This window comes from Streptococcus toyakuensis (genome assembly GCF_024346585.1).
In the GTDB taxonomy this organism is placed as follows: domain Bacteria; phylum Bacillota; class Bacilli; order Lactobacillales; family Streptococcaceae; genus Streptococcus; species Streptococcus toyakuensis.
Genome location: NZ_AP024523.1, coordinates 349,108 through 368,282 on the forward strand (window position 1 = coordinate 349,108; position 19,175 = coordinate 368,282).

The window sequence follows — 19,175 nt, forward strand, 5'->3', positions numbered from 1 at the left end:
CATGATAAATAAAAAGCAATTTCGGATTTTCACCATTGTTGATTTGGACAAGAAAGAAGAATATTTACATGAGATGCACTTGAAAGGTTGGAGATATAGAACGAGTCGTTTTGGTTTTTTCTATTTTGACCAATGTCAACCAGACAATGTCATCTACTGTATCTATGATTCTAGATTTCTTAAAAAATATAAGCATGAACTGCAAGATTTTAGAAATAGAGGTTGGGAATTGGTAGGAGCAGGTTCTTGTTCAATTCTTCGTAAATCGTCTTCTGATTTACTTTCAGAGGATCAAGTCTACATGAGTAATAATCTCAGGTGGGAAGTTATGCGATCTAGACTTCGTTCTTGTACAGCTACTTTCTTAGGTGGTTTGGTTGTTTGTATGAGTTTAATTAAAGAAGAACTTTCTGTGTCTTTCTTCGTTATTTTTCTTTTATATGCTCTCTTGATTTCTTATCTAATCTATGGTTTTTTTAGACTTAAAAGGAAATATCAAGTAGATGAACAGTGAGTTTCTAGGCCTTCAGACTGATTTTTAGCACTCTTGATAAAAGAGTGCTAATTTTTTGAGTTTTTGTCTTGACATTCTCTTTTAAGGGTGTATAATAGAATCATGAGTTAGCACTTAGACGTGTTGAGTGCTAATTGATCAGACAGAGAGGAGTGATGAGATGGTTACAGAGCGTCAGCAGGATATCTTAAATCTGATTATTGACATCTTTACCAAAACGCACGAACCTGTCGGATCCAAAGCCTTGCAAGAGTCTATTAACTCTAGCAGTGCAACCATTCGTAATGATATGGCAGCTCTAGAAAAGCAAGGTTTGCTTGAAAAGGCCCATACTTCAAGTGGTCGAATGCCAAGTGTTGCTGGTTTTCAGTACTATGTGAAACACTCACTGGATTTTGACCGACTAGCTGAAAATGAGGTTTATGAGATTGTCAAAGCCTTTGATCAGGAATTTTTCAAATTGGAGGATATTCTGCAAGAGGCTGCTAATCTACTGACAGACTTGAGTGGCTGTACGGTAGTAGCACTGGATGTTGAGCCGAGCAGGCAACGTTTGACAGCTTTTGATATCGTTGTTTTGGGGCAACATACAGCCTTGGCAGTATTCACCCTAGACGAGTCGCGAACGGTTACCAGTCAGTTTCTGATTCCAAGGAACTTCTTACAGGAGGACTTGCTGAAACTGAAGAGCATCATTCAGGAACGTTTTCTCGGTCACACCGTTCTAGATATTCACTACAAGATTCGGACGGAGATTCCGCAGATTATCCAGCGTTACTTTACAACGACGGACAATGTCATGGATCTCTTTGAACACATTTTTAAGGAAATGTTCAACGAAAACATTGTGGTGGCGGGCAAGGTCAATCTCTTGAATTTTGCTAATCTAGCGGCCTATCAGTTCTTTGACCAACCTCAAAAGGTGGCTCTGGAGATTCGTGAGGGGCTGCATGAGGATCAGATGCAAAATGTTCGTGTTGCGGACAGTCAAGAGTCTTGTCTAGCTGACCTAGCGGTGATTAGTAGCAAGTTCCTCATTCCTTATCGGGGAGTTGGAATTCTAGCCATTATCGGTCCGGTTAATCTGGATTACCAACAGCTAATCAACCAAGTCAATGTAGTCAATCGTGTTTTGACTATGAAGTTGACAGATTTTTACCGCTACCTCAGCAGTAATCATTACGAAGTACATTAAGATTGAAATCATTAAAGGAGGCGAAAATGGCCCAAGATATAAAAAATGAAGAAGTAGAAGAAGTTCAAGAAGAGGAAGTTGTGGAAACAACTGAAGAAATGACTTCTGAGAAATCTGAGTTGGACTTGGCAAATGAACGTGCAGATGAGTTTGAGAACAAATACCTTCGTGCTCATGCAGAAATGCAAAATATCCAACGCCGTGCCAATGAAGAGCGTCAAAACTTGCAACGTTATCGTAGCCAAGACTTGGCAAAAGCAATCTTACCATCGCTTGACAACCTTGAGCGTGCACTCGCAGTTGAAGGCTTGACAGACGATGTCAAAAAGGGATTGGAGATGGTGCAAGAAAGCTTGATTCATGCTTTGAAAGAAGAAGGAATTGAAGAAATCGCAGCTGATGGTGAATTTGACCATAACTACCATATGGCCATCCAAACTCTCCCAGCAGACGATGAACACCCAGCAGATACCATCGCCCAAGTCTTCCAAAAAGGCTACAAGCTCCATGACCGCATCCTACGCCCAGCAATGGTAGTGGTTTATAACTAGGCTAGATAGCTTAAAAAAACTTGTCCGAAACGACAATAAACTATGAAGAAAGATAAAATATATTTGGCTTTGCAATAGTGAGCGAAGCGAACCAAAGACGATACTCTTCGCCGTGGCGCTATTTGCGCAAACTTTGAGACCTTAGGCTCAAAGTTTAGTCAAAGAGATTGACGAAGTCAAGCTCTGACGGCGCCGCCACTTAAGAAGAGTATCAAAAAGAAAAATAGAATATAAAATTTAAGGAGAAAAACACATGTCTAAAATTATCGGTATTGACTTAGGTACAACAAACTCAGCAGTAGCAGTTCTTGAAGGAACTGAATCAAAAATCATCGCAAACCCAGAAGGTAACCGCACAACTCCATCTGTAGTATCATTTAAAAACGGCGAAATCATCGTTGGTGACGCTGCGAAACGTCAGGCAGTTACAAACCCAGATACAGTCATCTCTATCAAATCTAAAATGGGAACTTCTGAAAAAGTTTCTGCTAACGGCAAAGAATACACTCCACAAGAAATCTCAGCTATGATTCTTCAATATTTGAAAGGCTACGCTGAAGACTACCTTGGTGAAAAAGTAACTAAAGCAGTTATCACAGTTCCAGCTTACTTCAACGACGCACAACGTCAAGCAACTAAAGACGCTGGTAAAATCGCTGGTCTTGAAGTAGAACGTATCGTTAACGAACCAACTGCAGCAGCCCTTGCTTACGGTTTGGACAAGACTGACAAAGAAGAAAAAATCTTGGTATTCGACCTTGGTGGTGGTACATTCGACGTATCTATCCTTGAATTGGGTGACGGTGTATTCGATGTATTGTCAACTGCAGGGGACAACAAACTTGGAGGTGATGACTTTGACCAAAAAATCATCGACCACTTGGTAGCAGAATTCAAAAAAGAAAACGGTATTGACTTGTCTACTGACAAGATGGCAATGCAACGTTTGAAAGATGCAGCTGAAAAAGCGAAGAAAGACCTTTCTGGTGTAACTTCAACTCAAATCAGCTTACCGTTTATCACTGCTGGTGAGGCTGGACCTCTTCACTTGGAAATGACTTTGACTCGTGCGAAATTTGACGACTTGACTCGTGACCTTGTAGAACGTACAAAAGTTCCAGTTCGTCAAGCCCTTTCAGATGCAGGTTTGAGCTTGTCAGAAATCGACGAAGTCATCCTTGTTGGTGGTTCAACTCGTATCCCAGCCGTTGTAGAAGCTGTTAAAGCTGAAACTGGTAAAGAACCAAACAAATCAGTAAACCCTGATGAAGTTGTTGCCATGGGTGCTGCTATCCAAGGTGGTGTCATTACTGGTGATGTTAAAGACGTTGTTCTTCTTGATGTAACACCATTGTCACTTGGTATCGAAACAATGGGTGGTGTCTTCACAAAACTTATCGACCGTAACACAACAATTCCAACATCTAAATCACAAGTCTTCTCAACAGCAGCAGACAACCAACCAGCCGTTGATATCCACGTTCTTCAAGGTGAACGCCCAATGGCAGCAGATAACAAGACTCTTGGACGCTTCCAATTGACAGATATTCCAGCTGCACCTCGTGGAATTCCTCAAATCGAAGTAACATTTGATATCGACAAGAACGGTATCGTGTCTGTTAAAGCCAAAGACCTTGGAACCCAAAAAGAACAAACAATTGTTATCCAATCAAACTCAGGTTTGACTGACGAAGAAATCGACCGCATGATGAAAGATGCAGAAGCTAACGCTGAAGCAGATAAGAAACGTAAAGAAGAAGTAGACCTTCGTAACGAAGTTGACCAAGCAATCTTTGCGACTGAAAAGACAATCAAGGAAACTGAAGGCAAAGGCTTCGACGCAGAACGTGACGCTGCCCAAGCTGCCCTTGATGATCTTAAGAAAGCTCAAGAAGACAACAACTTGGACGAAATGAAAGCAAAACTTGAAGCATTGAACGAAAAAGCTCAAGGCCTTGCTGTTAAACTCTACGAACAAGCTGCAGCAGCTCAACAAGCTCAAGCAGGAGCAGAAGGTGCACAAGCAACAGGAAACGCAGGCGATGACGTCGTAGACGGAGAGTTTACTGAAAAGTAAGATGTTGAGGCGTTAAGAAAACGAAAGAAAAATAGGAAGCCATCGCCTTGTGCGATGCACAAAAGATGGCTTATCTTTTTTCCGAAGTTTTTAGCCGAAACTCAGTTAAGCCTAACTCGTTAAGAATGACTAATCACTAAAGTGATTGTCATTCTGCGGCAATAGCTATGGTGACTTGTCTAAACTCCTTACTAGTTCAAAAACAAAGTATAATCGACTTTATTTTTGAACGTCGTAATGATAGGAAGAAATCCAGAGGTTGCAACCCAGCCTCTGTTTTTCGATAAAATAGAGGATGTTGCGTATGAAAAAAGTACTTTGTGTCATTTATCCTAATTTTTCTCTTTATGAGATAGCCTCTTTAACAAGTACTTTAGCTCTGTCTTTTGATATCACGATTGATTATGTAGCTTCAGATCATTTGATGGTGGTCTCTGAGGATGGTTTGCCCTGTCAACCGACGAAAACATTGGATCAAATCCGTATAGAAGATTATTCTTGTGTGATTTTGCCAGGAATGGTAAATATAGGTCCTGCTCTACAAGATGAGAAATTGATCTCGTTTTTGAGAAGTCTTAATGAGCAAGATATCCTAATTGCAGCTATTTCTTCAGCGCCTCTTTTATTGGCGAAAGCAGGCTTGTTGAACGACACGAAATTTACAGGTGGAATTTGGCAAAACTTCTTTGACTATTTTGAATTTCTTCCACGTGAGAATTTCCAACCGAAAGTTCTTGTCCAAGATAAACAAATCATTACGGCTATCGGTTTTGCACATCAAGAGTTTGCAAGAAAAGTGATTTTCGGTTTAGGGTTGGCAGAGAATACGGACAACTATTTTAAAGAACAGAACGAGTATGCTGAAGAGGATTTGATATTTACTCTATCAGATGAAGAGTTTAATCAAGTGAAGCAGAGTATAGAAAACAGCCTCTAAAGATTTACATGAAAATTATAGAAAGGAACAAGGGTGTTCAGGGAATTGAACACGGGTTTCCAAATTTCTTACTCAATATAACAGAAAGGAATTGAACCCGACCTAAATTCTCGGAAAAAAGATAAATCTGTCTAGGAGCATCGCTCCAGCGTCAGATTTCCTATTTTTCAGTTGAATTTTACGGTCTTGGTATCTTGTATGAACAATACTGAATTTTATGATCGTCTGGGGGTGTCCAAAAACGCTTCGGCAGACGAAATCAAAAAGGCTTATCGTAAGCTTTCGAAAAAATATCACCCAGATATCAATAAGGAGCCTGGTGCTGAGGAAAAGTACAAGGAAGTTCAAGAAGCCTATGAGACTTTGAGTGACGACCAAAAACGGGCTGCCTATGACCAATACGGTGCTGCTGGAGCCAACGGTGGTTTTGGTGGAGCTGGTGGTTTCGGCGGTTTCGATGGGGCAGGTGGCTTCGGTGGTTTTGAAGATATCTTCTCAAGTTTCTTCGGCGGAGGCGGTGCTTCGCGCAATCCAAACGCTCCTCGTCAGGGGGATGACCTCCAATACCGTGTGAACTTGACCTTTGAAGAAGCTATTTTTGGAGCTGAAAAAGAAGTCAAATATAACCGCGAAGCAAGCTGTCGTACATGTAATGGCTCAGGTGCTAAGCCAGGAACAAGTCCAGTCACTTGTGGACGCTGTCATGGCGCTGGTGTCATTAACGTCGATACGCAGACTCCGCTTGGTATGATGCGGCGCCAAGTAACCTGTGATGTCTGTCATGGTCGCGGAAAAGAAATCAAAGATCCATGTATAACTTGTCACGGAACAGGGCATGAAAAACAAGCCCATAGCGTACATGTCAAAATCCCTGCTGGTGTGGAAACTGGTCAACAAATTCGCCTAGCTGGTCAGGGTGAAGCAGGATTTAACGGTGGACCATACGGTGACTTGTACGTGGTGGTTTCTGTGGAAGCCAGCGACAAGTTTGAACGTGAAGGGACCACTATCTTCTATAATCTGAACCTTAACTTTGTCCAAGCAGCTCTTGGTGATACAGTTGATATCCCAACTGTTCACGGTGATGTTGAATTGGTTATCCCAGAGGGAACTCAGACTGGTAAGAAATTCCGTTTACGTGGTAAGGGAGCTCCAAGCCTTCGTGGCGGTGCAGTTGGTGACCAATACGTTACTGTCAATGTCGTAACACCGACAGGCTTGAACGACCGACAAAAAGCAGCCTTGAAAGAATTCGCAGCTGCAGGTGATTTAAAAGTCAATCCAAAGAAAAAAGGCTTTTTTGACCATATTAAAGATGCTTTTGAAGGAGAATAAAAGTAAAAAGAGCCGTTGGGCTCTTTTTGTCTTGTCTTTGAAGATTTAGCGTCGAAAAATCATTTTCCAGTTAGCCTATTATTTATACTTTTGCTTGAGCAAGCCAGCTGCATCCATCTCCTGGATAAGTTGCTTGAATTCTGCTTCCTTACCAGGCTTAATGGTAACGGTATCAATATGGTTGATTGCTGAGTTATCCTGAATATCCACCAAAGTCAAGGCTTTTTCATAGAAAGCAATTCCCTTTTTTAGACTTTCCTGATCCTTCCAATATAGAACTGAGTAATCAGGATTTGGTTTCTTTCCGATTTCTTGTAAATAATTCCTACTTTCCTTCTCTAAAAATTGCAATAAACCATGATTGAACAAGTTATCCCCTACTTTATAGTAGGAGATATCTCCTGTCAGTACGACATAGACTTCGAGTTGGTTTTTGGTGAGTTTTGGACTTTCTTTTAGGACAGGGTGACTATTGATGACCTCATCTGAGAAAGTAACATAAAAAATTAAGCCCCCACCTTCGTATTTATATCTTCCATTTGATTTTACTTTCTTAGGAGGCATGTCAAGGGAGGTAAAGATTTGTTTTAAGTCTTCGTTCCCTTTTCGGATGTCACTCGGTGAGGCTCTGAAAGTAAAGAATAGTAGTAGAAATGCTAGGGCGGCAAGAAGGGTAAGGCAACCACAAGGGATCAGGATGATCTTAGCCAGATCTTTTAAGAAGTTTTTCATGATTATTCCCTTTCTATTCTGTTAGGATCTAGTAATCCTAAATGTAGCTAAGGGGATTCCAGTAAAGTTGGAGACTTTCATTTCCTTGCTTTTTCTTCTTGGAGAAGCGCCATTCGAGTCTGGATATCTTTTTCCAAGACCTTAAACTTGTAGGTGAGGTCTTCTTGGTATTCCTTGATGAGTTCTTTTTGCTGGTCGATGATTTGCAGGCTGTTTTGGATAATATCTACATCGTCCTTGATAGCTTGAACGCGGTCAGTGGTATTCAAGACTTCATCTGTGATGGTTTGGCGATTTTTTGTGAGCAGATAACTTCCAGCTGCAGCTCCTGCAAATAGCAGTAGGTTGGATAATTTCATGGCAACTCCTTAGGCGTTTTTGATGGTTTCAGCTACTTGAGCAAGTTTGTCAAAGTCTGGTTCGTGGGCGATAAAATCAATCTTGAGGTCATCGTCCGCACTAAATCGAGGCACGAGGTGGACGTGGGTATGAAAGACTGTTTGACCAGCGATTTCTTCACAGTTGGCAATGATATTCATACCAGCAGCCTTGGTAGCTTTCATGACTTTTTGAGCCACTTTTGGTACTTGGGCAAAGAGTTGGCTGGCGCTAGTAGCGTCCATTTCCAAAAGATTGCGATAGTGTTCTTTGGGTACGACCAAGGTGTGTCCTGGTGTCACTTGAGAGATATCAAGAAAGGCAAGAACCTGCTCATCTTCATATACTTTTGAAGCAGGAATTTCCCCTGCAATGATTTTACAAAAAATGCAATCTGACATAAAATCTACCTCTACTGTATTGAATTTTGATATAATATAGCTACATTATACCAGATTTGGAGAAAATATGTTAGAAATTAAAAACCTGACAGGTGGCTATGTTCATGTCCCTGTCTTGAAAGATGTGTCCTTTACTGTTGAAAGTGGGCAGTTGGTCGGTTTGATTGGTCTCAATGGTGCTGGGAAATCGACGACTATTAATGAGATTATCGGTCTGTTGACACCTTATAGCGGTTCTATCAATATCAATGGACTTACTCTTCAAGAAGATGCAACGAGCTACCGTAAGCAAATTGGCTACATTCCTGAGACACCTAGTCTGTATGAGGAATTGACCCTCAGAGAGCACATCGAAACGGTTGCTATGGCTTATAGTATTGAGCAAAAGGTAGCTTTTGAGCGAGTAGAACCTTTGCTAAAAATGTTCCGTCTGGATCAGAAATTAGATTGGTTCCCTGTTCATTTTTCAAAAGGGATGAAGCAGAAGGTCATGATTATCTGTGCTTTTGTGGTGGATCCGAGTCTCTTCATCGTGGATGAGCCTTTCCTTGGGCTCGATCCGCTGGCTATTGCAGACTTGATTCAGCTTTTGGAAGTGGAAAAGCAAAAGGGCAAGTCCATTCTCATGAGTACCCACGTGCTGGATTCAGCGGAGAAGATGTGTGATGCCTTTATCATTCTTCACAAGGGAGAGGTGCGTGCCAAGGGGAATCTCCTGCAACTGCGCGAAGCCTTTGATATGCCTGAGGCTAGTTTGAATGATATTTACTTGGCTCTGACCAAAGAGGAGGAGCTATGAAAGACTTGTTTTTAAAGAGAAAGCAGGCTTTTCGTAAGGAGTGTGTCGGTTATCTGCGCTATGTTCTTAATGACCACTTTGTCTTGTTCCTGCTTGTCCTGCTGGGCTTTCTAGCCTACCAGTACAGTCAACTCTTGCAAGATTTTCCTGAAAATCATTGGCCTATTCTTTTATTTGTAGGAATTACGTCTGTTTTACTTTTGCTTTGGGGAGGAATTGCCACCTATATGGAGGCTCCAGACAAGCTCTTTCTCTTAGTTGGAGAAGAGGAAATCAAGCTCCATCTCAAGCGTCAAACTGGCATTTCTCTAGCCTTTTGGCTCTTTGTCCAGACCCTTTTCTTGCTGTTATTTGCGCCCTTATTTTTGGCAATGGGCTATGACTTGCCTGTTTTTCTGATCTATGTGTTTTTATTGGGAGTAGGAAAATATTTCCTCTTTCGTCAAAAGGTCAGCAAATTTTTCACGGAAACTGGGCTGGACTGGGACTATGTTATTTCTCAAGAAAGCAAGCGTAAGCAAGTCTTGCTTCGTTTCTTTGCCCTCTTTACGCAGGTCAAAGGAATTTCAAACAGCGTCAAGCGTCGTGCCTATCTGGACTTTATCCTAAAGGTTGTTCAGAAGGTGCCTGGGAAGATTTGGCAAAATCTCTATCTGCGTTCTTATCTGCGAAATGGAGACCTCTTTGCGCTCAGTCTCCGTCTGCTCTTGCTTTCCATACTGGCGCAGGTCTTTATCGAGCAAGCTTGGATTGCGACAGCAGTGGTGGTTCTCTTTAACTACCTCTTGCTCTTCCAGTTGCTGGCCCTCTATCACGCCTTTGACTACCAGTATTTGACCCAACTCTTTCCACTGGACAAGGGGCAAAAGGAAAAAGGTTTGCAGGCGGTAGTCCGAGGATTGACCAGTTTTGTTTTACTTGTGGAATTAGTTGTTGGGGTGATTACCTTCCAAGAAAAACTAGCCCTTCTAGCCTTGCTGGGAGCTGGTTTGGTTTTACTAGTCTTGTACTTACCTTATCAAGTAAAACGTCAGATGCAGGATTAACATTGTCTATATGACACTAAAAAAGAAGTTGAGTTCCGTTTGTCTCAGCTTCTTTTTAGTTGCTACAGGATAATGGTTGGTCCGTAGAGGCTCAACTTGGTCTTGACTTGGTCAAAGTGGAAGCGGTCATAGGCTCGCCAAGCGGCGCGAGTAGGAGCGTCTGGATCAAGAGCGCTGAGTCCCATGAGAAGACTGGAAGTCTGGTAAAATTTTTCCAGTTCAATCAAGACTCGATTATCCACTGTTTCAGCCTTGGCTAGAAAGCCAAGAATAGAGTTTAATTGCTCCTGAAAGCGGACGTCGTCAGCGGTTGCCTGTTTGCATGCTTGGTAGGCTTTGTTTAAGTCAGTAATCAAAGTATGAGCTCTTTTGATGGGGTCTGTATCTGTCATGGGAATGCCTCCTTTAATCTGGGTGCCAGTCTTACTTCTGGCAACTGTGTTTTGATACTGTTAGTTTATCATTTTTAATTCTTTTTTTTATTCAAATTTTTAATTGTCATTGAAATGTCTTGAATTGCGCTGAGTGAATTTTATGATAAAATAGTTGTAAGCTCATCATGATGTTGTAGAAAAATAATCCTTTTAGGAGCTTTCAAAGACTGTTTAGGATTGGGTGGGCTTGGGCTAGAACTTTTCTGTTATTCTTTTCTTAGGAGGAGAATACAATGAAACATATGATTATTCAGACGCAGAAAACAGTCTATAAAGTAAACGTCGACGATATCTACTATATCCAAACACATCCAACTAAAGCCCATACCGTACAGATTGTTACAGAAGAAGCTAGTTTTAATATGCTTCAAAATTTAAGTAATCTTGAGAACCAATATGGGGAAACCTTGATGAGATGTCATCGAAATTGTTTGGTTAATCTTGATAAATTAAAATCGATTGATTTTCAAGAAAGAATCCTTTTTCTCGGAGAAGAAGGTCAATACGCTGTCAAGTATGCCAGACGTCGCTATAGAGAAATTCGTCAAAAATGGTTGAAAGAAGGAGAGTAAGAAGATGAGAATATTTGTTTTAGAGGATGATTTTTCCCAACAGACTAGAATTGAAACGACGATTGAGAAACTCTTGAAGGAACATCATATCACTCTGAGTTCTTTTGAAGTTTTTGGTAAGCCAGATCAATTGCTGGCAGAGGTGCATGAGAAGGGGGCCCATCAGCTATTCTTTTTGGATATTGAGATTCGAAATGAGGAGATGAAGGGTCTGGAAGTGGCTAGAAAGATTCGGGATCGGGATCCGTATGCCCTGATTGTCTTTGTGACGACTCACTCGGAGTTTATGCCCCTGTCCTTTCGCTACCAAGTGTCTGCTCTGGACTATATTGATAAGGCCCTTTCGGCAGAGGAGTTTGAATCTCGTATCGAGACAGCCCTCCTCTATGCCAATGGTCAAGACAGTAAAAGTCTAGCGGAAGATTGCTTTTACTTTAAATCAAAATTTGCTCAATTCCAGTATCCTTTTAAAGAGGTTTACTATCTCGAAACGTCCACAAGACCCCATCGTGTTATTCTCTATACCAAGACAGACAGGCTGGAATTTACAGCGAGTCTAGAGGAGGTTCTCAAGCAGGAGCCTCGTCTCTTGCAGTGCTATCGCTCTTTTCTCATCAATCCTGCCAATGTGGTGCATTTAGATAAGAAAGAAAAACTGCTTTTCTTTCCCAATGGTGGAAGTTGTCTAATCGCGCGTTATAAGGTCAGGGAAGTGTCTGAGGCTATTAATAACTTACACTGAGCTAGGAGAGTTTATGAATGTTGCTTGGATATTGTTGTATACACTTGTTACTCACGGATTAAAAATTGTCATATTCTTTAAGGTAGATGGAATTAGTCTCACTTTTGAGAGGATTTTTAAGGCCTTTCTTTTTAAGATACTGTTGGCCGTTGTTTTTGGAATGCTTGGCTATATGGTAGGAAATGTTTACCTATCTTATTTTATGGAACCCTTGTACGGCATAGGCTTATCTTTCTTATTGTTAAGAGAACTTCCTAAAAAACTCCTTCTCTTTTATGGTCTCTTTCCAATGATATTAGTGAATCTCTTTTATAGAGGTGTTTCCTATTTTGTGCTTCCATTTTTGGGACAAGGGCAAGTATATGATGACTACTCATTTATTTGGTTATGTATAATAATTTTCAATTTCTTCATTTCTCTAGCTTTTTTGAAATGGTTGGACTATGATTTCACTAGCTTGAGAAAGGGGATTCTCGATAAAGATTTTCAAAAGTCCCTGACTCAGATTAACTGGATAATGGGGGCTTACTATTTGGTGATACAAAATCTGTCTTACTTTGAATATGAACAGGGGATTCAATCAACGACTGTTCGCCATCTCATCCTAGTCTTTTACCTGCTCTTTTTTATGGGGATTATCAAGAAATTGGATACCTATTTGAAGGACAAACTCCATGAGAGACTGAACCAAGAGCAGGACTTGCGCTACAGAGAGATGGAGCGGTATAGTCGGCATATAGAGGAGCTTTATAAGGAAGTACGGAGTTTTCGCCATGACTACACCAACCTCTTGACTAGCTTACGTCTGGGCATTGAAGAGGAGGATATGGAGCAGATAAAAGAGATCTACGACTCGGTCTTAAAGGATTCTAGTGAAAAATTGCAGGACAATAAATATGACCTGGGCCGATTGGTGAATGTTCGGGATCGTGCCCTCAAAAGTCTCCTAGCTGGAAAATTTATAAAAGCTAGAGATAAGAACATTGTCTTTAATGTCGAAGTTCCAGAGGAGATTCAGGTAGAGGGGATGAGTCTACTTGATTTTCTAACCGTTGTGTCTATCCTTTGTGACAACGCTATTGAAGCTAGTGTAGAAGCCTGTCAACCTCATGTTTCAATTGCCTTTTTTAAAAATGGAGCACAGGAGACCTTTATCATTGAAAATTCCATCAAAGAAGAGGGAATCGATATTTCTGAAATCTTCTCCTTTGGAGCAAGTTCTAAAGGGGAGGAGAGAGGAGTTGGTCTCTATACCGTTATGAAAATTGTGGAAAGTCATCCCAATACCAGTCTCAATACCACCTGCCAAGATCACGTTTTTCGTCAGGTACTTACTGTAATACATATAGAATGAAGAAAAAATAAGACCGAGAGTGCGTTCTCTTGGTCTTGTTTTTTTATAGTTGTATTGGCTGATGAAATCCTTTTGTATTTTTTTGTTCAATTATATTAAATCTATATAAGAAATCTTCCCACCATCCTCCACCTATAATTTGGTTGAGTTCGGTAGTTGTTAGTTCTTGAAATGAAGTTAGGTTTTGTTTCTTATCCATGTTATGATTCTCCTTTTTGATAAGATAATAAATAGTTATAGAGTGTTATCTGAAAATTAATCAGAATGGGTTAAAATTTTATCTTTGAAATAATCAAAATATGTTTTCTTTGTAGTTACACTAGTGACGCGACCTTGTAAGCCATATTGGATGAGTTTACTATCCTCGTTAGATAGTTTTGCAAGAGCGGTTAATTTAAAGAGATTTCCTTGCTCTGTTCTGGTAGGAGTTTGATCAATTGTCTGAAGTTGGCCGATGATGGTGGTGCCGTGATTTCCAATCTTCTCCAGTTTTAATCTTACAGTTTGTCCTTTATCTAGTAGAGGTAGATAGTCAGAAGATACGTAGTAAGTGATTAGTACTTCTCTTGTATCTGTGATGACAGGGAATATTTGAGCAATTTCTGTACCAGTTGGAATTCTATTTTTACCTTCAAATTCGCTGTTCAGATGAACGATACCTTTACTTGGAGCGGTTAAGGTATTATTTTCTAAGCGCTGTGTCGCTTGATCTAGTTGTACTTTTAATTCTGTTAATTGATTCTCCACGGTTAGTTGTTGCTGTGAGGCTGTTTGTAAAAACTGAGTGCGGAGTACTTCAATTTTGGTTGCTAAACTATTATCATAAGTTGCTACACTTCCGATACCAGCTTGCTGAATTTTGAGGCTTGCGATAGATGATTCCAGACCTGCAATACTTTGATTAATTTGAGATAAAAATGGCTCCTCTGCCGTTCCTTGTGTTTGTTCTTGAGAGGCTATAAGATAACGATTTAAAATTGACTGGTGCGGATTGCCAGTTGGTAAGCGAGCTCTTTTATTTACGATAGCATCTCTCAGCTCTTGATATTCTCCAATTTGTTGTTGAACTTTTGTAATTTCTTGTTCGATGGCTGATGAACTGCTATTGGTAAGATTAGCTTGATTTGAAACTTCAGTGTTAGTCTTTGAGATACCCAGTTCAATATCATGGGATTGTTTAGTAAAATTCATAAAAGTATTATGGTAGCCAAACTCATCCTCGCTAGAAAAAAGATCAGTCGCTTTTTCTAAGCTTTGTTTCAAGATTCCAAGTCCTTCTTTTTGCTTCTCAAGTCTTTGTAATTGAGTTTCTAAGGCAGTTTTCTGACTCTCTTCCATTGTTTCAGAGTATTTGATGAGTAAGTCACCTTTCTCAACTACTTGATTTGCCACTAAATGATTAGCAAGGATAGGATTATCACTGGTCGACTGAATAGATGCAATGACACTTGTAGGGGTGATTTCCCCTTGGGAAGTAACAGTAATTTCTTTTGTGGCAACAAGGGAGAAAATCAAGATGAAAGTAAATAATAATGAAAGAGGTATGATTAATACTGTCGCATAGTTATGGTAACGTCTCTGATAAAACTCGACGCTTCTAAAAAGATTAGGATTCATGACATTCTCCTTATTTATTGAACAGATGATGGTAGAAGCCTTGCGCCTGCATTAACTCTTGGTGACTACCAACTTCAATGATTTTCCCCTGGTCAAGAACAATGACACGGTTAGTTCGTTCGGCTATACTGAGACGATGGGCTACAAAGAGAATGGTTTTATCAGTTAGGGACATAAGATTATCTATAACTTTTTTCTCAGTCAAGACATCAAGACCGCTAGTAGCTTCGTCTAGTATTAAAACAGGAGCTTTAGTTAAAAGAGCACGAGCGAGGGCTATTCGTTGCTTCTGTCCTCCTGATAGACCAGCTCCATCAGAGAGCTGAGTTTGATAGCCCATAGGCATTCTTTCAATGTCTTGACGGATTTCAGCTAATTCACAAGCTCTTAGAATATCTTCTTGGCTAATCATATGATTACCGCCCAAGGTTAAATTTTCCAAGATAGAGCCATTAAAGATATAGGCTTGTTGGGGTAGGTAATTAATATGACGGCGCAAGACTTTTTTATCAATGTTTTTAATATCCTGATGATTGATGGAAATATGCCCTTTGTAGGGTTCAAAGAAATTGACAATCATTTTGGCTAAAGTTGTTTTACCAGAACCACTAACTCCAACTAGGCTAACCTTATCTCCTTGTTTAATCGTGAGATTAATATCTGTTAAGGTATCTCGTCCAAAACCATACTTATAAGAAAGGTCATCAAATTCAATATCGCCCATCAAAAAATGTGAATGGACAGGGTTTTCTTGAACTTGAAATTCAGATTCGACTAGATAGACTTCGTTCAAACGGTTATTAGCGACCTTCGCAGATTGGAGTTTGGTTTGGAGGTTGATAATATTTTCCATAGGAGTTGTAAAGTAAGAAAAAAGTGTGTTAAAGGTAATCAGCTGACCGATAGAAATTTTACTCGACATGACTAATTGAGCGCCAAACCATAGGATAAGGATATTCAGAACTAATTTTGTTCCCTGCTTTAAACTCGTTTGTAAAATAGAATATTTACTGAGCTTAAAGGATTTTTCCAAATAATCTACAAATTCGCTGTCTATATTTTGATAACGATTTTCTTCACTCGTGAGCGACTTTATAGTTTCAATCCCGTTGATATCTTCGATAATGGCAGAGCTAACCATAGAATTACTTTGCATGACATCATGGTTCATTTTTTCAAAAGGTTTCATAAAAGAAAAGATGATGAACATGTATATAGGAATGGAAAGAAGAGAAAGGAGGAAGAGATTAGGGTTTTGTGCCAGTAAGACGCCCCCTACAAGAATCAGAATAGAAACATCCAGAAAAAGAGAAAGAATGGTAGAAGCCAAGGCATCTATAATAGAGTTAGCATCTGTGAACCGTGAAATGATTTCTCCTGTACGACGTGTCGCAAAGAAAGACATGGGAAGTTCAAAAATATGGCGAATATAGGATAAAATCACATCAATGCTTAATCTCTGGCTCAGAACGGTTAGGAGATAATCTCTGGAGAAGCTCATGACTTGTTGGAGGATATAGGTGATAACCAGACCAACTGAGATGATTCCTAAAGTTGATTTCATCTGATTTGGAATGTATTCATCCAAGATTCCTTGGAGATAGTAAGAACCACCTATATTGATAATAGTGACCAATAAGCTTGAGAGAACAATGTAAGCAATGAGAGATTTTTGTTTGAAAATCAGAGGAAGGAAGCTTAGTAGACCATTCTTTTTATCTTTATGGGGTTGATAGCTAGGTTTGGGAGCTAGAAAAATAGCTACTCCAGTCCATTCAGAGAAAAAGCGTTCTTTTGACATTTTGGTGATTTTTACAGAAGGGTCAGGATCACCAATAATCAGATAGTCTTTCTTTGTTTGATAGACAACATAGTAATGTTGGAGTTTTCCTTCTTTGTTAACGTGAACGATAAATGGATAGGGGACATCACTCATGTCAAAGAGCGTTTTATCTGCTTGAACAGGTCTTGTTTCAAAGCTCATTTCATCAGCGGCTTTTACAATGCCAAGAGCAGTCGTCCCTTCTTTATTGGTCTTTGCAAGTTCTCTCAAGTGAGCTAGAGAAAAATCTGAACCATAGAATTTAGCAATCGAGGCTAAGGCAGCAACACCGCAGTCTCTAGCATCTATTTGAGGAACAAATGTACGTTTATAAGAAGTCATTGGCAATTCCTTTCATATAGTAGATAGGTATATTATGCCATAAAAATAAGTTCATATTTTATGAAATCTTGAATAGTCATTGAAACTTCCTGAATGGTAAAAAAGTGATTAGAAATTATCTTTTAAAAAAAATTTAGAGGTGGTTTTAAATAAAAAAGCTAATTTAAGACGTTTCGATGACAATTCAAGATTTGGATGAAAAATTTTAAAAAACAATGATATACTAAACTTGTCAAAGTTGCAACAGTACAAAAAATTAAAAATAAAAAAAGGAGTATTTGTCATGAATACAAAAATGATGGAACAATTTGAGATTATGGATACTGATATGCTTACTTGCGTTGAAGGTGGCGATTGTAATTGGGGAGATTTTGCAAAAGCAGGTGTTGGAGGAGGAGTAGCAAGAGGTCTTCGGCTAGGAATTAAAACAAGAACATGGCAAGGTGCAGCAGCTGGTGCTGCAGGAGGAGCTATACTTGGAGGTGTAGCTTATGCAGCCACATGTTGGTGGTAATTATGGATTTTAAAAGTTTTATTATTGGTTTAGTAGTTGGTATATTAGGCCCCTATATGGATGATTTAATTAGAAAAATATTTTCAAAATCTCCCAAAAAGAATAAGGATAGCACTTTCTAAAAAATCAATTTCTCCCCTGTATTTGCTAGATTAATTTACAGGGGAGTTTCTTTAATATTATTTCGTCTGTCAAAGTGATATGGGATAGCAGGGTGAAAAGTTTACCAACAAGTCGGTATCAAGACAATATAAAGAGGAAAGTATGTTTTTCATGCTTGCTTTTTTTAATTTTTTTACAATTCAAGACGTTTCGATGACAATTCAAGATTTGGATGAAAAATTTTAAAAAACAATGATATACTAAACTTGTCAAAGTTGCAACAGTACAAAAAATTAAAAATAAAAAAAGGAGTATTTGTCATGAATACAAAAATGATGGAACAATTTGAGATTATGGATACTGATATGCTTACTTGCGTTGAAGGTGGCGATTGTAATTGGGGAGATTTTGCAAAAGCAGGTGTTGGAGGAGGAGTAGCAAGAGGTCTTCGGCTAGGAATTAAAACAAGAACATGGCAAGGTGCAGCAGCTGGTGCTGCAGGAGGAGCTATACTTGGAGGTGTAGCTTATGCAGCCACATGTTGGTGGTAATTATGGATTTTAAAAGTTTTATTATTGGTTTAGTAGTTGGTATATTAGGCCCCTATATGGATGATTTAATTAGAAAAATATTTTCAAAATCTCCCAAAAAGAATAAGGATAGCACTTTCTAAAAAATCAATTTCTCCCCTGTATTTGCTAGATTAATTTACAGGGGAGTTTCTTTAATATTATTTCGTCTGTCAAAGTGATATGGGATAGCAGGGTGAAAAGTTTACCAACAAGTCGGTATCAAGACAATATAAAGAGGAAAGTATGTTTTTCATGCTTGCTTTTTTTAATTTTTTTACAATTCAAGACGTTTCGATGACAATTCAAGATTTGGATGAAAAATTTTAAAAAACAATGATATACTAAACTTGTCAAGGTTGCAACAGGACAAAAATTAAAAATAAAAAAGGAGTATTTGTCATGGATACAAAAATGATGTCACAATTTTCTGTTATGGATAATGAAATGCTTGCTTGCGTTGAAGGTGGAGATATTGATTGGGGAAGAACAATTGCTTGTGGAGCAGGGATTGCGTATGGCGCACTTGATGGGTATGCAACAACTTATGGTTCGACATTTCTATTGGGACCATATGCTATAGGAACAGGAGCAATTGGTGCTGTGCTAGGTGGGATTGGTGGTGCACTTACCTGTTAGCATAGGAAAGGAGATAGTAATGAAAAAAATATTTGCAACAAAACACAATGTTTTCTTAGTGAGGTTGTTGTTCGGACAGATACCTTTGGTTGTTTCTACTTATCTATTTCTATCTCGTCAGTTTTTAAATTTTTCCGTAGTTTTCCAATTTCTTTTAGTAGTTATTAACTTGGCTTCTATTTTGGCTACTGTTTATCTCACTAGGGAAATGAGGGTAAGAGAGTTTGAAGATGATGATTTGGTTAGTCCTAGAACCAATCAACTCATGTTCGTCGGCTTGACAGGTTTTATGTCTATTATTTGTTTGTATAGAGGTGTCACAGCAGGAGAATCTTACCAACAAATAATCGCTTATATTTGCGCTATTCTCTGCTTGGTTGTCATGTTTTTACTCATTTGGGGCTTGAAGTATTATAAAAAGTAGAGCTTGATGAAGTATAAAGGGGTAAGTGTTTTTGAAATACTTACCCTTTTATAATGAATTTTTTGCAATTCAAGATGTT

24 protein-coding genes are annotated in these 19,175 nt (G+C 39.2%); 17 read left to right on the top strand and 7 right to left on the bottom strand.

What is annotated here, in order from left to right; genetic code table 11:
* Position 1 precedes the first annotated feature (1 nt).
* The 6 genes from STYK_RS01805 (at position 2) to dnaJ (ending at position 6,609) form a co-directional block, all read left to right on the top strand.
* Positions 2-514: a DUF2812 domain-containing protein gene (locus STYK_RS01805; protein WP_261805128.1), complete on the top strand. Its 513-nt coding sequence runs from the start codon at positions 2-4 to the stop codon at positions 512-514.
* 160 nt (positions 515-674) lie between these two features.
* On the top strand, positions 675-1,709 hold the full coding sequence (gene hrcA, locus STYK_RS01810) for a heat-inducible transcriptional repressor HrcA (protein WP_020902187.1): 1,035 nt from the start codon (positions 675-677) through the stop codon (positions 1,707-1,709).
* Between the two features lie 26 nt (positions 1,710-1,735).
* Positions 1,736-2,260: a nucleotide exchange factor GrpE gene (grpE, locus tag STYK_RS01815; RefSeq protein WP_060627135.1), complete on the top strand. Its 525-nt coding sequence runs from the start codon at positions 1,736-1,738 to the stop codon at positions 2,258-2,260.
* A gap of 253 nt (positions 2,261-2,513) precedes the next feature.
* Positions 2,514-4,337, top strand: coding sequence for a molecular chaperone DnaK (gene dnaK, locus STYK_RS01820; RefSeq protein ID WP_000034667.1), 1,824 nt, complete (start codon positions 2,514-2,516; stop codon positions 4,335-4,337).
* Positions 4,338-4,641: 304 nt separating this feature from the next.
* Complete coding sequence (locus STYK_RS01825) at positions 4,642-5,274, top strand: DJ-1/PfpI family protein (RefSeq protein ID WP_150922872.1); 633 nt, start codon at positions 4,642-4,644, stop codon at positions 5,272-5,274.
* A gap of 198 nt (positions 5,275-5,472) precedes the next feature.
* Positions 5,473-6,609: a molecular chaperone DnaJ gene (gene dnaJ, locus STYK_RS01830; RefSeq protein ID WP_261037822.1), complete on the top strand. Its 1,137-nt coding sequence runs from the start codon at positions 5,473-5,475 to the stop codon at positions 6,607-6,609.
* Between the two features lie 78 nt (positions 6,610-6,687).
* Here dnaJ and STYK_RS01835 read toward each other — a convergent pair whose 3' ends face one another.
* The 3 genes from STYK_RS01835 to STYK_RS01845 form a co-directional block, all read right to left on the bottom strand.
* Complete coding sequence (locus STYK_RS01835; RefSeq protein ID WP_084887540.1) at positions 6,688-7,341, bottom strand: hypothetical protein; 654 nt, start codon at positions 7,339-7,341, stop codon at positions 6,688-6,690.
* A 77-nt stretch (positions 7,342-7,418) separates the two neighbouring features.
* Positions 7,419-7,700 carry a hypothetical protein gene (locus tag STYK_RS01840; RefSeq protein ID WP_261805129.1) on the bottom strand — a complete coding sequence of 94 codons (282 nt, stop codon included), beginning with the start codon at positions 7,698-7,700 and terminating at the stop codon, positions 7,419-7,421.
* Between the two features lie 9 nt (positions 7,701-7,709).
* On the bottom strand, positions 7,710-8,120 hold the full coding sequence (locus STYK_RS01845; protein WP_261056507.1) for an HIT family protein: 411 nt from the start codon (positions 8,118-8,120) through the stop codon (positions 7,710-7,712).
* A 67-nt stretch (positions 8,121-8,187) separates the two neighbouring features.
* On the opposite strand from STYK_RS01845, the gene STYK_RS01850 reads away from it, so the two are divergent.
* Positions 8,188-8,919, top strand: coding sequence for an ABC transporter ATP-binding protein (locus STYK_RS01850; protein WP_261100319.1), 732 nt, complete (start codon positions 8,188-8,190; stop codon positions 8,917-8,919).
* Complete coding sequence (locus STYK_RS01855; RefSeq protein ID WP_125447817.1) at positions 8,916-9,965, top strand: ABC transporter permease; 1,050 nt, start codon at positions 8,916-8,918, stop codon at positions 9,963-9,965. Before STYK_RS01850 ends, STYK_RS01855 begins: the two co-directional genes overlap by 4 nt.
* A 62-nt stretch (positions 9,966-10,027) precedes the next feature.
* On the opposite strand, the gene STYK_RS01860 is transcribed toward STYK_RS01855, so the two are convergent.
* Positions 10,028-10,357 carry a helicase BlpT gene (locus tag STYK_RS01860; RefSeq protein ID WP_261805130.1) on the bottom strand — a complete coding sequence of 110 codons (330 nt, stop codon included), beginning with the start codon at positions 10,355-10,357 and terminating at the stop codon, positions 10,028-10,030.
* A 275-nt stretch (positions 10,358-10,632) separates the two neighbouring features.
* On the opposite strand from STYK_RS01860, the gene STYK_RS01865 reads away from it, so the two are divergent.
* The 3 genes from STYK_RS01865 to STYK_RS01875 are packed head-to-tail and all read left to right on the top strand — an operon-like array spanning position 10,633 to position 13,067.
* Positions 10,633-10,971, top strand: coding sequence for a LytTR family DNA-binding domain-containing protein (locus tag STYK_RS01865; protein WP_000682133.1), 339 nt, complete (start codon positions 10,633-10,635; stop codon positions 10,969-10,971).
* A gap of 4 nt (positions 10,972-10,975) precedes the next feature.
* A complete protein-coding gene (locus STYK_RS01870; protein WP_261805131.1) occupies positions 10,976-11,713 on the top strand; it encodes a response regulator transcription factor in 738 nt (245 codons plus the stop codon).
* Positions 11,714-11,726: 13 nt separating this feature from the next.
* Complete coding sequence (locus STYK_RS01875; RefSeq protein WP_001099893.1) at positions 11,727-13,067, top strand: sensor histidine kinase; 1,341 nt, start codon at positions 11,727-11,729, stop codon at positions 13,065-13,067.
* A 43-nt stretch (positions 13,068-13,110) separates the two neighbouring features.
* Here the strand turns inward: STYK_RS01875 and blpC are convergent, their stop codons facing one another.
* The 3 genes from blpC to blpA are packed head-to-tail and all read right to left on the bottom strand — an operon-like array spanning position 13,111 to position 16,848.
* The gene (blpC, locus tag STYK_RS01880; protein WP_000358811.1) at positions 13,111-13,266 is read right to left on the bottom strand and encodes a quorum-sensing system pheromone BlpC; all 156 of its coding nucleotides are present in this window, start codon (positions 13,264-13,266) and stop codon (positions 13,111-13,113) included.
* A gap of 56 nt (positions 13,267-13,322) precedes the next feature.
* Positions 13,323-14,684: a peptide export ABC transport accessory protein BlpB gene (blpB, locus tag STYK_RS01885; RefSeq protein ID WP_001865175.1), complete on the bottom strand. Its 1,362-nt coding sequence runs from the start codon at positions 14,682-14,684 to the stop codon at positions 13,323-13,325.
* Between the two features lie 10 nt (positions 14,685-14,694).
* The gene (blpA, locus tag STYK_RS01890) at positions 14,695-16,848 is read right to left on the bottom strand and encodes a peptide cleavage/export ABC transporter BlpA (RefSeq protein ID WP_261805132.1); all 2,154 of its coding nucleotides are present in this window, start codon (positions 16,846-16,848) and stop codon (positions 14,695-14,697) included.
* 283 nt (positions 16,849-17,131) lie between these two features.
* On the opposite strand from blpA, the gene STYK_RS01895 reads away from it, so the two are divergent.
* The 6 genes from STYK_RS01895 to STYK_RS01920 all read left to right on the top strand — a co-directional run bounded on the left by STYK_RS01895 (position 17,132) and on the right by STYK_RS01920 (position 19,096).
* On the top strand, positions 17,132-17,362 hold the full coding sequence (locus STYK_RS01895) for a bacteriocin class II family protein (RefSeq protein ID WP_261233410.1): 231 nt from the start codon (positions 17,132-17,134) through the stop codon (positions 17,360-17,362).
* A gap of 2 nt (positions 17,363-17,364) precedes the next feature.
* Complete coding sequence (locus tag STYK_RS01900; RefSeq protein ID WP_033679746.1) at positions 17,365-17,484, top strand: PncF family bacteriocin immunity protein; 120 nt, start codon at positions 17,365-17,367, stop codon at positions 17,482-17,484.
* 300 nt (positions 17,485-17,784) lie between these two features.
* On the top strand, positions 17,785-18,015 hold the full coding sequence (locus tag STYK_RS01905) for a bacteriocin class II family protein (protein WP_261233410.1): 231 nt from the start codon (positions 17,785-17,787) through the stop codon (positions 18,013-18,015).
* 2 nt (positions 18,016-18,017) lie between these two features.
* Positions 18,018-18,137 (top strand): PncF family bacteriocin immunity protein, encoded by a 120-nt coding sequence (locus STYK_RS01910; RefSeq protein WP_033679746.1) that lies wholly within the window; start codon positions 18,018-18,020, stop codon positions 18,135-18,137.
* 298 nt (positions 18,138-18,435) lie between these two features.
* Positions 18,436-18,672 (top strand): Blp family class II bacteriocin, encoded by a 237-nt coding sequence (locus STYK_RS01915; RefSeq protein WP_033684811.1) that lies wholly within the window; start codon positions 18,436-18,438, stop codon positions 18,670-18,672.
* Between the two features lie 19 nt (positions 18,673-18,691).
* Positions 18,692-19,096, top strand: a complete 405-nt coding sequence (locus STYK_RS01920; RefSeq protein ID WP_261805133.1) for an immunity protein — start codon at positions 18,692-18,694, stop codon at positions 19,094-19,096.
* The last annotated feature ends 79 nt before the right edge of the window (positions 19,097-19,175 follow it).

Excerpts from the sequence above, each read along its gene's own strand:
- STYK_RS01915 (WP_033684811.1), top strand. The coding sequence starts at position 18,436 with ATGGATACAAAAATGATGTCACAATTTTCTGTTATGGATAATGAAATG.
- STYK_RS01895 (WP_261233410.1), top strand. The coding sequence starts at position 17,132 with ATGAATACAAAAATGATGGAACAATTTGAGATTATGGATACTGATATG.
- STYK_RS01840 (WP_261805129.1), bottom strand. The coding sequence starts at position 7,700 with ATGAAATTATCCAACCTACTGCTATTTGCAGGAGCTGCAGCTGGAAGT.
- STYK_RS01805 (WP_261805128.1), top strand. The coding sequence starts at position 2 with ATGATAAATAAAAAGCAATTTCGGATTTTCACCATTGTTGATTTGGAC.
- dnaK (WP_000034667.1), top strand. The coding sequence starts at position 2,514 with ATGTCTAAAATTATCGGTATTGACTTAGGTACAACAAACTCAGCAGTA.
- STYK_RS01825 (WP_150922872.1), top strand. The coding sequence starts at position 4,642 with ATGAAAAAAGTACTTTGTGTCATTTATCCTAATTTTTCTCTTTATGAG.
- STYK_RS01865 (WP_000682133.1), top strand. The coding sequence starts at position 10,633 with ATGAAACATATGATTATTCAGACGCAGAAAACAGTCTATAAAGTAAAC.
- STYK_RS01875 (WP_001099893.1), top strand. The coding sequence starts at position 11,727 with ATGAATGTTGCTTGGATATTGTTGTATACACTTGTTACTCACGGATTA.
- STYK_RS01905 (WP_261233410.1), top strand. The coding sequence starts at position 17,785 with ATGAATACAAAAATGATGGAACAATTTGAGATTATGGATACTGATATG.
- STYK_RS01835 (WP_084887540.1), bottom strand. The coding sequence starts at position 7,341 with ATGAAAAACTTCTTAAAAGATCTGGCTAAGATCATCCTGATCCCTTGT.
- dnaJ (WP_261037822.1), top strand. The coding sequence starts at position 5,473 with ATGAACAATACTGAATTTTATGATCGTCTGGGGGTGTCCAAAAACGCT.
- STYK_RS01845 (WP_261056507.1), bottom strand. The coding sequence starts at position 8,120 with ATGTCAGATTGCATTTTTTGTAAAATCATTGCAGGGGAAATTCCTGCT.
- blpC (WP_000358811.1), bottom strand. The coding sequence starts at position 13,266 with ATGGATAAGAAACAAAACCTAACTTCATTTCAAGAACTAACAACTACC.
- grpE (WP_060627135.1), top strand. The coding sequence starts at position 1,736 with ATGGCCCAAGATATAAAAAATGAAGAAGTAGAAGAAGTTCAAGAAGAG.
- STYK_RS01850 (WP_261100319.1), top strand. The coding sequence starts at position 8,188 with ATGTTAGAAATTAAAAACCTGACAGGTGGCTATGTTCATGTCCCTGTC.
- STYK_RS01910 (WP_033679746.1), top strand. The coding sequence starts at position 18,018 with ATGGATTTTAAAAGTTTTATTATTGGTTTAGTAGTTGGTATATTAGGC.
- hrcA (WP_020902187.1), top strand. The coding sequence starts at position 675 with ATGGTTACAGAGCGTCAGCAGGATATCTTAAATCTGATTATTGACATC.
- blpA (WP_261805132.1), bottom strand. The coding sequence starts at position 16,848 with ATGACTTCTTATAAACGTACATTTGTTCCTCAAATAGATGCTAGAGAC.
- STYK_RS01855 (WP_125447817.1), top strand. The coding sequence starts at position 8,916 with ATGAAAGACTTGTTTTTAAAGAGAAAGCAGGCTTTTCGTAAGGAGTGT.
- STYK_RS01900 (WP_033679746.1), top strand. The coding sequence starts at position 17,365 with ATGGATTTTAAAAGTTTTATTATTGGTTTAGTAGTTGGTATATTAGGC.
- blpB (WP_001865175.1), bottom strand. The coding sequence starts at position 14,684 with ATGAATCCTAATCTTTTTAGAAGCGTCGAGTTTTATCAGAGACGTTAC.
- STYK_RS01860 (WP_261805130.1), bottom strand. The coding sequence starts at position 10,357 with ATGACAGATACAGACCCCATCAAAAGAGCTCATACTTTGATTACTGAC.
- STYK_RS01920 (WP_261805133.1), top strand. The coding sequence starts at position 18,692 with ATGAAAAAAATATTTGCAACAAAACACAATGTTTTCTTAGTGAGGTTG.
- STYK_RS01870 (WP_261805131.1), top strand. The coding sequence starts at position 10,976 with ATGAGAATATTTGTTTTAGAGGATGATTTTTCCCAACAGACTAGAATT.